The 10,868-nt window shown below is 66.6% G+C and carries 10 protein-coding genes and 1 tRNA gene; 6 read left to right on the top strand and 5 right to left on the bottom strand.

Going from position 1 to position 10,868, the window contains the following annotated elements:
• A partial coding sequence (locus tag FJY88_08645) for a hypothetical protein (protein ID MBM3287400.1) occupies positions 1 to 429 on the top strand: 429 nt, incomplete at its 5' end.
• Positions 430 to 555: 126 nt separating this feature from the next.
• The gene (locus tag FJY88_08640; GenBank protein MBM3287399.1) at positions 556 to 1,275 is read left to right on the top strand and encodes a hypothetical protein; all 720 of its coding nucleotides are present in this window, start codon (positions 556 to 558) and stop codon (positions 1,273 to 1,275) included.
• 175 nt (positions 1,276 to 1,450) lie between these two features.
• On the opposite strand, the gene FJY88_08635 is transcribed toward FJY88_08640, so the two are convergent.
• The 3 genes from FJY88_08635 to FJY88_08625 are packed head-to-tail and all read right to left on the bottom strand — an operon-like array spanning position 1,451 to position 5,306.
• Complete coding sequence (locus FJY88_08635; protein ID MBM3287398.1) at positions 1,451 to 3,037, bottom strand: response regulator; 1,587 nt, start codon at positions 3,035 to 3,037, stop codon at positions 1,451 to 1,453.
• Positions 3,038 to 3,047: 10 nt separating this feature from the next.
• Positions 3,048 to 4,331, bottom strand: coding sequence for a hypothetical protein (locus tag FJY88_08630; protein MBM3287397.1), 1,284 nt, complete (start codon positions 4,329 to 4,331; stop codon positions 3,048 to 3,050).
• 39 nt (positions 4,332 to 4,370) lie between these two features.
• A complete protein-coding gene (locus FJY88_08625; GenBank protein MBM3287396.1) occupies positions 4,371 to 5,306 on the bottom strand; it encodes a hypothetical protein in 936 nt (311 codons plus the stop codon).
• A gap of 442 nt (positions 5,307 to 5,748) precedes the next feature.
• On the opposite strand from FJY88_08625, the gene FJY88_08620 reads away from it, so the two are divergent.
• Positions 5,749 to 6,540, top strand: coding sequence for a hypothetical protein (locus tag FJY88_08620; protein ID MBM3287395.1), 792 nt, complete (start codon positions 5,749 to 5,751; stop codon positions 6,538 to 6,540).
• Positions 6,541 to 6,670: 130 nt separating this feature from the next.
• Here the strand turns inward: FJY88_08620 and guaB are convergent, their stop codons facing one another.
• Both guaB and FJY88_08610 read right to left on the bottom strand, forming a co-directional pair.
• Entirely contained in the window at positions 6,671 to 8,134 is a 1,464-nt protein-coding gene (gene guaB, locus FJY88_08615) for an IMP dehydrogenase (GenBank protein ID MBM3287394.1), read from the bottom strand.
• Between the two features lie 17 nt (positions 8,135 to 8,151).
• Positions 8,152 to 8,898, bottom strand: a complete 747-nt coding sequence (locus FJY88_08610; protein MBM3287393.1) for a hypothetical protein — start codon at positions 8,896 to 8,898, stop codon at positions 8,152 to 8,154.
• Between the two features lie 193 nt (positions 8,899 to 9,091).
• On the opposite strand from FJY88_08610, the gene FJY88_08605 reads away from it, so the two are divergent.
• The 3 genes from FJY88_08605 to FJY88_08595 form a co-directional block, all read left to right on the top strand.
• Positions 9,092 to 9,164 (top strand) — tRNA-Met (locus FJY88_08605).
• A gap of 19 nt (positions 9,165 to 9,183) precedes the next feature.
• Positions 9,184 to 10,671 (top strand): tRNA lysidine(34) synthetase TilS, encoded by a 1,488-nt coding sequence (gene tilS, locus FJY88_08600; protein ID MBM3287392.1) that lies wholly within the window; start codon positions 9,184 to 9,186, stop codon positions 10,669 to 10,671.
• Positions 10,668 to 10,868 (top strand): hypothetical protein (locus tag FJY88_08595; protein ID MBM3287391.1); only part of this gene is annotated, 201 nt, incomplete at its 3' end. The genes tilS and FJY88_08595, both read left to right, overlap by 4 nt.

Genomic DNA, 10,868 nt, shown 5'->3' with positions numbered 1-10,868 from the left:
GGGTTGAGCGGACCGCCGTCCATCTCCAGACGCCTGAGCAGCGGCGAGCTCGTGCCATCGACCTACTCCATCGCCCTGCGGGTCCGGTTCGCCGATCCGGCCGGAGTCTCCGCGCCGCCGGAGGGCCGGCGCGTCGACCTAAGCGTCCGACCGAATCCTGCCCGAGGCCCGATCGAGATCGAATGCCATCTCGACCGCTCGGGAGAAGTCGCGATCGCGATCCACGACCCCGCGGGCCGCCTCGTCCGCCGCTGGCAGGAGGGATGGAGATCGGCCGGCGCGTTCCTGGCGCGATGGGATGGGCGCGACGCCGAGAGTCGCGTAGTCCCGGCCGGCGCTTACATCGTCTCTGTGGAAACCCAGGGAGCTGGGGCGCGGAGCGAGGGGGCGCGGAAGGCCATCCACCGCCAGTTCGTGGTTCTTCGCTGAGGCCGACAGACGACGAGCTCCGCATGTAACCACCGCACACCTCCTGCGATCTACCTACCGAAGGATGCCCTGGGGCGGCGGGCGAAGGGCGCTACCGGAGCCAGGGCGACGGACAGGAGGTGCTCGATGAAGAGGCAGCAGTCCCCCGGCTCAAAGGCATCAGCGATCTGCGCGGCGTTCTCGGTGTTTCTTCTCGCGTTGTTCGCCGTCTCCCCAACCCTCGCGGGGCCCGTCGTGATCATGGACGAGGGCTTCGAGATGGGCCCGGGCGGCATCAACGGCGGACCCACGTGCAGATGGATCTCATCCGATCTGAACGCCTCCAGCGGATTCGACTACTGGGGCGTGGTGGCCGCGGGCCAGGGAGCCAGAGTCGCCAGCGGTCAGGCCAGCGTCCACTGCGCGGCGATGCCCAGTTTCGTCAGGAGATACGATCACTACATGACCAGCCACCTGATCACGCAGATTCCGATCAATGTGGCCGGGATGAAGAACATCGTCTTTGAGTTCTCCGCCTGGTCGGAGTTTCGTTCGACCAACTCTTACGACAAGCTCCAGGCGATGATTTCCACCAATGGGACCAATTGGGTCACGGTGCGCACCATCGACCGCACTAGCCCGCAGCGGACCTATATCCGCCACTCGATCCCTCTGAGCCTCCCGACAACCACGACCGCCCTCTACCTCAAGTTCCTCTTCCTCTCGAACGCGAGCGGCGGCACGCCGAAGGAGGGCGTCTATCTCGACGACGTGTTCGTGATCGGGACCCCGACAAGCGGCGGGCTCGATGCCGCGGTTCCGGTGAAGTCGATGACCTGGGGACGAACGAAGGCCCTCTACCGCTAGACCCGTTGGATCACTCCCGAGACGCGGGCGGCGCTCCGCGAGCGTTACGGGCCCCGACGGCTCCCCTCGCCCCGCTAGGTTCGCGTCCGCGGCGCGGGGCTCCGGGAACCGCTCGGGGCCCCCTCGCACTCCAGGCGGAGCGCTTCTGGCCCGCGCAGAAACCCGCCGGAGCCCCTCAGTCGCTCTCTCCCCCACCCGCGGCCAGCAGATCGACGAGGATCCGCACGAGGTTGGGATCGAACTGCCTTCCGGCGCGCGCGCGAATCAACTCGCGGGCCTGGTCCGGAACGTAAGGCGGGCGGTGCGGCCTCACGCTGATCAGCGCGTCATAGGCGTTCGCGATCGAGAGGATCCTGGAGCCGAGAGGGACCCTCTCCCCCGTCAGCCCGTCGGGGACTCCCGAGCCGTCCCAGTACTCAGATTGATGCCTGAGGATCTCGACGACCGTATCGCTGGCGATGGCCGGCAGTAGGTTCCCGATCATCTCGCTGGCCTCGATCTGGCGCTGCTTGCGCTGCTCGGGCGTGAGCACGATCGCATCGCGCAGGAGCGACTCGTTCCGCTGGATCGCTCCGAGATCATGGAGCAGCGCGGCCTGCCCGACCGCCTCCAGATCCTCTCCGGAGAGCCCCGCTTCGCGCCCGACATCGAGGCAGAGCCGGGCCACCCGCTCGGAATGGCCCAGCAGATGCGGATACCGGCTCTCGAACGTGAGCAGGAGCGAGGTGACCGTCTCGAGAAAGGCCGCCTGGGTCCGCCCGAAGACATCGGCGTTGGCGAGCGCGGTGCCCACGGAGGTCGCCAGCGCCTCGAGCAGACGGATGTCGAACCGATCGAGAGGCTGTCGGTCCGACCGCTCGCCCACGCAGAGGATCCCCCTCAAACCGCCCTCCGAGGCGATCCCGACGGACCAGATGAAGCCCGCGGCCGATAGCAGCCCCACCTCGTCGCGGCACTCCGGCCTGAGGGTGAGGTCTTCTGTCGCCATCGCGCGTTTCGTTGACGCAAGGAGCTGCGCGAGCGGGCTGCACGGGTCTATCGCCAGCGTCCTGGGATCCTTGAGACGCATGCCGCGGTGGACGTGGGGTCTCAGCAGCCCGTCCTCCAGGAGCAGGAGGGCCACCGATCCAAAGTCGAGGATTCCCACGGCCGTCAGCACCAGGCGGTGGAGGATCTCGCTGATCGCCCGATGCCGGTTGAGGTCCTGGATCCGATCCAGAATCATCGTCATCCGGTTCAAGTGATTCTGGAAGTCGGTATGGATCTCCTTGAGGCGATCGCGCTGCCTTCGCACCTCCTCCTCGAGGACCTCCGTCCGTAGGGCGAGGACCTCCTGGTCGCGATTGCGATCGAGGATCCTCTGCATCTTGAGGAGCAGTTCCCTGGGGGAGAAGGGCTTCGTGAGGTAGTCGTCCGCGCCGGCGCGCAGCCCCTGGAGGCGGCTCTCCGTCGCGGTATTTCCCGAGATCATGATGATCGGGAGGTTCTTGACATCCGGATCTTTGCGGACCGTCTCGCAGACATCGAATCCGCTGCGGCGGGGCAGGCGAACGTCCAGCACCAGGAAGTCAGGGCGATGCGCCCTCACGGAGTCGAGAGCCTCCTCGCCGTCCGCGGCGGTGAGGACCCTGTACCCCCTCCCTCCCAGAGTGATCTGGAGCAGCTCGACGACTCTGGTGTCATCGTCGACGATGAGAACGGTGGGCGGACGCGACTCGTGCTTCGATCCTGCTTCGGGATGCTGCGGCGTGACGCGCTCCATCCAGTCCCCTTCAACCGGTGGCGGGACGCTCGGCGAGCTGCGTCAGAATCGTGTCGAGCTCCGCCTCCGCGAACGGGAACATCACAGCGGGTCCCTCCTGCTGCGGCAATCCCGTGATTCGCGAGCCGACCCGGATCACCGGTATCCGGCGCGCCTCCACGCGGCGCATCAGATTGCCCTCGATCTCTTCCACTTCTCCGTTCCCGCTCGCCTCCAGGAAGATCGCGTCCCAGTGACCGAGATCCAACGAGACCGTGGCCGCCTCCAGGCCGGCCGCCTCGCCAACCTGCCACCCGCGACCCCGCAGGTGCCGGCAGATCGCCACCCGAGCGGGAAGATACCTCACCGCGACCAGCGCGCGCAGCGGTCCACTTCTGTCCCTCTCGTCCTCGTCCCGCCCCCCCGCCATCGCCCGGGCGCCGGCCGGACGCCCCGCTCCTCCCGCCTGCGCCCCCTTGCCGAAGGTCCGCAGAAGCGGGATCCCGAGCACCTGGATGCGCTGGTCTCCCGAGTCGTGGGCGGCGGAGCTCAGCGGACCCAGGCCGAGCATCCGCTCGCATGCGACCGCGGCCCGCTCGCCGTCCTGCTCCAGAACGACGAAGTACTTCTCCTCGCGGGAAACGCCGTGCAGCAAGAGCCCGAGGCTGACGAGATCAGTCGTTCCCCTCTCCGAGTCGATTCTCGGGGGAGCCACCGGCGTGCCGAGGGAGCCGACTTGCGCCACCTGGCTCCAGAGGACTCCGACGCGCGCTTTGCCGGACTCGAGCAGGAGCACGGTCGCGTCCCCAATCTCGGGCCGATCGACCTCGTCCCCCGGCTCGCTCTCATCGAGCTCCTCGCCGGGGCCAGTCGCTGCGGCAGAGGAGATTCCCTCTCCAGGAGTCACGACGGTGAACTCGGTCTCCTCTTCCGCCTCGATCGGGGGCGCGCTCGCGGGAGGCGGAGTCTCAGCGCGCCGCGCCGGCGGCCGGGCCGCTGGAGGCGCAAGTGGAGTCAAAGGCGCTGGAGGCGTGGGAGGCGCAGGAACAGGCCGCTCGGGCCGTCGCGCCTCGGGCACCCGGGGCGCAGCTTCCGCGACCCGCGCCCCTCCCGTGGCTTGTGTCCGCGAATCGGCCACGCCACCCGCAGCCGCCCTGTCCGCGGCGCTCACGGAGAGGAGATCGATGAGACGGGCCAGGTCCTTGGTCACTGTCGCCTGCGCCTGCATCAGATCCGCCAGATCTCGGACCAGGGTCCGGACCAGGTCGGTCTCCGCGCCTTCCCTGTGAAGCCTCGAACCTTCCTCGATCGCCATGTACAGGAACCGCTCCCTTCCGCCGCCCGCCTGATCGTATCAGCGCGGGCCGGATTCTGTCTTCCCCGCCTGGGGGTCGTCGTGAAGCCACCCGCCCACGATCTCGCGAACCCGCGAGATCTGGTTGCGCGCCTCGGCGATCGCGCGCAGCCCGCCGCCATCGAGCCTGGATGCGTCGCGAAGCCGCTGCATGGAGTTGCTGAAGTCGCTGAAGCAGGAGCCAAGAGCGCCCGGCAGGGTCGGAACACACCTGCGCGCCCTTTCCAGCTCCAAGGACCAGACAGTCCCGAATCGCTCTATCTCGAGGATCGCCGTGTCCATCTCGAGCGTCGACTCCTTGCGCCCTTTCTCCTGAGCCGCCAGCGCCTGGGACGTCTCGTCGAGGCGATCCTCGACAGCGCTCAGATCGGCCCGGAAGCGAGTCCAGAGGCGCTCCATCTCGGCCGTCAGCTCGCCGCCCGATTGCGGGGCTTCCCTCTCCACCGGCGACGGAATGATCGAGGCCGCCGCGGCGCTCCGCACCGTTTCGCGGAGCGCGTGCACTTCATTTCGGAGCGCCTCGAGCTCGCGAAGCGCCTGGGCCCCTGATCGATTCTGCTGAACCAGGGTCAGCACGCGCAGAAACAGACGCCTCACATGCGAATCGGGATCCGACAGGTAGGACGTCGGTCCGGGCGTGATGTCCTGCGACTCGGCGATCCGGAGGAGGGCGCGAAGCGGCCTCAAGAAGCCATCTGCCAGAAGACTGCCGCAACCCAGCGCGACAAGAGCGAAGAGAAGCGCCAGAACGCCGCCGCCCACGCGGAGCAGGAGCGGAACCTCGCCGATTTCGAGAACCTCACGCAGCGCGAACTCGACGAGCAGGAAGTAGGTCGCCCCGAGCAACAGCGTGGGAAGCACGCAGAGCACCAGGACGCGCCTGCGGATTCTGCCCCCGGTTCCCTTCCTGCGGGGCACGTCGCGCAGATCCTCCAAGACATACCCTCCAGGCGGCCTGTGCACCATGCATGCGAGAGTGCCGCGCTCCATGCAACATGCACGAGGCCTCGGGCCTTCCGCCGCTCACACGACTCTCGGAATGCATCGCCGATGGAGGAGAAATGGAAATGCGCAACGGAGGGCTCGATGAGAGCGACCGAGTCCTTCGGAAGCGCATGCTTCCCGCTGTCCCGGCCCCATCGCTCAAAAACCCAGATCTGCCTTGAAGACCGGTTCCCTCGAGCGATCCGGCAGACGCGTCCATGCGGACCCGATCACCCGATGTCGCAGACTGGCTCCTCGGTGCATCCCTCGGGAGCGGAAGATGGCACGTGCTTTGCACCCCTCTTCCAGCGAAACGACGTTACCACGGCAAGATCGGTGACTGTCAACCGGATTCTCCGCCGCGCGGCGGCGTGGGCGACTCCAGAGGAGCGGGATGGACACCAGGCAGCAATACGTCGAGCTCCCGGCGAGCCGAACAGATTTTCGCCCCACCTATCACTTCATGATGAAGTGCCTGCTCTACTCGCGGATGGAGACGGGACTGCTGTCCAATCAGGATTTCTATGACGAGGACGTGAACGTCTATCTGGCCCACCTCCTCGACTCGCTCATCCAGCCAGAGCACATGGAGCAGGCCCGGCGGTTTCTCTCACCGTACGACACCGAGGTATTCCGCCGGCTCTCGACGAGCAAGGACGCGCGCCTGAAATATACGATCTACAAGACGAACGCGGACTTTCTCCTGATCTCCCTCGGCATCTTCGACAGCCCCGAGACCGCCCTCACAGAAGCGCCGGCGCCGCAGAATCCGGACAGGGAGTTCTACCGGCCCACGGAGGAGGCGTCGATCGGCCGCGGACGGACCTATTACCGCTTCGCCTACACCTACAGCCAGATGGTGCACGGCCGGAACGCGGCGATCTCCGACGTCCTCGAGAAGCTCTCGGTCGGATTCGAGAAGTACCTTCGGATCCTCGCCCACATGCGCGGCGAGTACCTCGATCTCCTGAAGCGCCTATCCTCCGGCGAGATCTACCATCTCGAGCGCGTCGCCAACGGAGAGCAGCGCGAGAAGGAAATCCGCGAGAAACACGACCAGTTTCTCGATCTCTACATAGATTGGAAGAAGACGGGCGCCGAGGACACCAAGGCGAGGATCATCCGGCTCATCAAGGAGATCCGCTTCCTCGACCCCGACTTCAACTTCCAGATCCCCGAGCCATAGACATCCACCCACCGGTCCCCTCCTTCTCCTCCGGCCTGCTCGAGGGAGGGGGCCGGCTTCGCCTGGTTCGAGCGGCTCGCCTCCAGTGCTTGCGAAGCCCTCCGCCGCGAGACAGAAGAAGTCGACCGGTCTAGAGGATCTTGTAGTTCGGCGCTTCGGTGGTGATGGTCACATCGTGCGGGTGGCTTTCGCGGAGAGCGGCCTCGGTGATGCGAACGAAACGGGTCTTCGTGCGCAGATCGTCGATCGTCCCGACGCCGCAGTAGCCCATTCCGACTCGAACGCCGCCCACGAGCTGGAAGACGACGCCCCCGACGGATCCCTTGTAGGGCACGCGTCCCTCGATCCCCTCCGCGACGAGCTTCGAGTCGTTGGTTTCGTCCGTCTGGAAATAGCGGTCCCTGCTGCCGCGCTGCATCGCTCCGATCGATCCCATCCCCCGGTACATCTTGTAGGATCGTCCCTGGAACAGGACGGTCTCGCCGGGGCTCTCCTCGGTGCCGGCGAGGAGGCTGCCGATCATCGCCGCAGATGCCCCCGCGGCGAGGGCCTTCGTGATGTCGCCGCTGTACTTGATCCCGCCATCCGCGACGACGCGCACGCCGAGCCGGTCGGCTTCTTCCGCGCAATCGAGGATCGCCGTGATCTGAGGGACGCCCGAACCCGCGATGACGCGCGTGGTGCAGATGGCGCCGGGTCCCATCCCGATCTTCACGATGTTGGCCCCCGCGGCGACCAGATCGCGCACGGCTTCCCTCGTGGCGACGTTGCCCGACATCAGATCGGTCTGGGGGAATCGCGCGCGCACCTGCTCGGTGACTTTGAGAACGCGCACCGAGTGGCCGTGCGCGCTGTCCAGAACGAGCATGTCGGCGCCCTTGGCGACGAGCGCTTCGGCACGCTCCATCGTCTCCGGCGAGGTTCCGATAGCGGCCGCGACGCGCAGCCGCCCGTGGGCGTCGACGCAGGCGCTCGGATACTGGATCTTCTTCATGATGTCTTTGACGGTGATGAGACCGCGCAGGCGGCGCTGGGAATCGACGACGGGGAGCTTCTCGATGCGGTGCTTGTGGAGGATCTCCTTCGCCTCGTCAAGCGTCGTGCCGACCGGGACGGTGATCAGGTTCTCGCTCGTCATCACCTGCTCGATGCGCAGCGTCAGATCACGGATGAACCTCAAGTCCCGATTGGTGAGGATGCCGACGAGAACGCCGTCCTTCGTGATCGGGACCCCCGAGACGCGGTAGCGCTGCATGACCGCCAGCGCCTCCCCGACCGGGATGTCGGGGGGAAGCGTCACGGGATCGGTGATCATCCCGCTCTCCGAGCGCTTGACCTTCTCGACCTCGGCCGCCTGCTGCTCGATCGAGAGGTTCTTGTGGATGACGCCGAGTCCCCCCTCCCGGGCGATCGCGATTGCGAGCCGCGACTCGGTCACGGTGTCCATCGCGGCCGAGAGAAGCGGGACGCCCAGCTTGAGGCCCGGCGTCAACCGTATCGAGAGGTCGACCTCGTTCGGCAGCAGATCGCTCTTGCGGGGGATCAGCAATACGTCGTCGAAGGTGAGGCCCAGGCCGGCGACGCGCTCGTGCATGCCACTCCCTGTGGTGATCAGGAACCTGCCTTGCCGGATGTCAGGCGAATCGTGCGATTGACCTTCCGCTCCCAGAGGATCCCCTCGTACGGAGAGAAGTGATAGTTCACTCCGAGACGGGAGGCGAGGAACGAGTCGGACCCTCCGAATCGCGTGGGGAAGTCATCCTCATTGGACGAGAAGAGGAGATGGTACTGCGCGGTGCCGATCAGGGTGACGTGGGCCGTCATTCTCTTCTCGACCTGCATGCCCGCGAAGAGGCCCGGATCCAGTCCCTTGTAGGCAAGGTGGCTCTCCGGATCCTTGATCGCCTTGCCGGCCGACTTGTAGATCCAGCGATAGAGACCGGCGCCTCCTCCCGCGCTCCACTCCACGCCGAGCGCGTTTGAGATGTGCCGATAGGCTCCGAGAGTGCCGGAGGTGATCGCGTAGACCGTGTCTCCCTGGTCCTTGTAGGCGTTCCAGCCGAAGCCGAATTCGCCGACTCCGATCCAGTTCTCGGAGAATCGGTAGCGGAAGCATGCCTGGAGTGACGGCCGGATCAGCGCTCCATCGGCGGCGTCTTCGTCTCCCAGCAGCAGCATGCCCCCGGCGTTGGCGCCGAAGGAGCCGAAGTTCTTGAGCGATTGGAACACCTGCTTGGGCGCGGGAGCCTGCTCGTCGACAGGGGCCAACTGGGGGGGCGCCGATTCCTGCGCCACCGCCAGACCCGCGCACGCGAACCCCACCACAAGCACCGCAAGCGGGACCCATGCCACTCGCATCCCAGTCTCTCCTCGGCCCTCCGGCCAGCCCCATCGGCGTCCCGACGCCGCCGAACCACCCACCCCTGGTTGGGGACGATTGTGACGATAGAATCCGCGCGCCGGAAGTGTCAAGCGACGCTGCTTCCGCAGCGCTTGACACAGGAGGGCCATAAAGCCGTAAACTCCGGTACCGGCAGTCTGGCCGGACTCTGGCGGTGTAGCTCAGTTGGTAGAGCAAGTGAATCATAATCACTGGGTCCGGGGTTCGAATCCCTGCGCCGCCAACCTTTTCCCTGGCCAATCATGACTCTCTCCAGAAGGCTCGAAGCGGTCGTACTCGCGTTTCTCTCCCGCAACCATGAGATCGGGCGCGGAGAGGGGTTGCTCTTGGCCTTCTCCGGAGGAGCCGACTCGACGGCGCTGCTCCGGCTCGTCCATGCCACGCAGGCGCGGCATGCCCGGCCGATCGCTGCCGCGCACGTGAACCATGCCGTCCGGCCCGATGCGGACGCCGAGGAGAAGCGGGCCCGGGAGATCTGCGCCCGGCTGGCCGTGCCCTTCTTCTCGGCCAGGCTGGCCCCGCCGCCGACGCCGCGCCCTCCCTCGGAAGCGGCGCTGCGGCGAGCGCGGATGCGGGCCTTGCGGGATCTGTCGACCCGCGCCGGGTGCCCGTGGATCCTTCTCGGACACACGCTCGACGACCAGGCCGAGACCGTCCTTCTGAATCTCATCCGAGGAGCTGGATTGGGTGGATTAGCGGGGATTGCGCCAATAAGAAGGCCATTTCTGCGCCCATTAATGACCATAGAAAAGGCTGTCCTCAGGGAGTATCTTCGTGGCCTCGGTCAGGAGTGGGTGGAGGATCCGACCAACCTTGATCCATCGAGGACCCGGAACAGGATCCGCCACAATCTGCTTCCGTTGCTGGAAGGAGAGATCCGCAGCGGCTCGACGCGGGCAATCACGCGCGCCGCGACTCATGTCCGACATGCCTCGGAGGCCCTGGACGCGGCCGTGGATGAGCATCTCGGAAGGCTCGACCTCCGGGCCTCGGCCGGATCGCGGCGGCTCGACCCGAGGCCTCTTCGAGCCCTCCCGCGGGGCATGATCGAGCACTTGCTCCTGCGCCTTGCCCGCTCGTTATCCAACGAAAACACCGAGATTCTGGCTGAGCATCTGGCCAAACTTACCGAGGCTATCCAGGCGGGCAAGCCCGGGAGTTACCAGATCAGCACGCGCTCCGCGGCCCCCCTCGCGGCAAGGCTGTCCGGGGGTCTTCTCGAGATGACGGCCGGACTTCCCGCCGGCGACGATGGCCGGACCGGCGGAACCACATTCGAACCCGTCGCGCTCGGATGGCAGGCGCGCGTGCCGTGGGGAGGGGGGCTCTGCCGGGCGCGTCTCATCGAGGAGGGAAGGCGCCCTGGCCGGATCCGCGTGCGCGGCCTGGAGCGCCTGCAGATCTTCGATGCCGACATGATTTCGCCCCCAGTGCGAATCAGGGCCCCAGGACCCGGAGACTGCATGGAGACGAAGGAATCCGGAAGGGTCCGCAAGGTCCCCGCCCTATTATCCGAGAGAGGGGTCCTGCCGGAGCTGCGAGCGACGCAGCCGGTCATCGAGGATGCGGGCGGGATCCTCTGGCTGCCTGGGATCCGGCGCGCGGCGCGCGCAAGGGTCGATGCGACGACGCGGAGGATCTGGATCGTCGGATGGTCGGGCCGGCTGCCGGTCGCCGATGGGATCGAAGGAGGGAGTTTGCAGGCATCCGGAAGGGGAGAACGGGGATGAAGGGCGAACAGAGCAGAGTCGAGGTCGGCGGGATCCGATTCCGCGTCCTGAGGACGAGAGACGAGATCGCCGCAGACGTGAGGCGGATGGCCCTCGAGCTCCGGGGACGGGCCGGCGATCGAGTCCCCGTCTTTATCGGCCTGCTCAAGGGGAGCTTCGTCCTCCTAGCGGATCTGATCCGGGCATACGACGGCCCG

The organism is Candidatus Eisenbacteria bacterium (assembly GCA_016867495.1).
In the GTDB taxonomy this organism is placed as follows: domain Bacteria; phylum Eisenbacteria; class RBG-16-71-46; order CAIMUX01; family VGJL01; genus VGJL01.
Note: the sequence above shows the minus strand (reverse complement) of the source record. Positions and strands in the feature narration are given on the sequence as shown.

What these genes read in the sequence shown, in the direction of transcription:
- FJY88_08640 (MBM3287399.1), top strand. Translation starts at nt 556, where the DNA reads ATGAAGAGGCAGCAGTCCCCCGGCTCAAAGGCATCAGCGATCTGCGCG.
- FJY88_08635 (MBM3287398.1), bottom strand. Translation starts at nt 3,037, where the DNA reads ATGGAGCGCGTCACGCCGCAGCATCCCGAAGCAGGATCGAAGCACGAG.
- FJY88_08630 (MBM3287397.1), bottom strand. Translation starts at nt 4,331, where the DNA reads ATGGCGATCGAGGAAGGTTCGAGGCTTCACAGGGAAGGCGCGGAGACC.
- FJY88_08620 (MBM3287395.1), top strand. Translation starts at nt 5,749, where the DNA reads ATGGACACCAGGCAGCAATACGTCGAGCTCCCGGCGAGCCGAACAGAT.
- guaB (MBM3287394.1), bottom strand. Translation starts at nt 8,134, where the DNA reads ATGCACGAGCGCGTCGCCGGCCTGGGCCTCACCTTCGACGACGTATTG.
- FJY88_08610 (MBM3287393.1), bottom strand. Translation starts at nt 8,898, where the DNA reads ATGCGAGTGGCATGGGTCCCGCTTGCGGTGCTTGTGGTGGGGTTCGCG.
- tilS (MBM3287392.1), top strand. Translation starts at nt 9,184, where the DNA reads ATGACTCTCTCCAGAAGGCTCGAAGCGGTCGTACTCGCGTTTCTCTCC.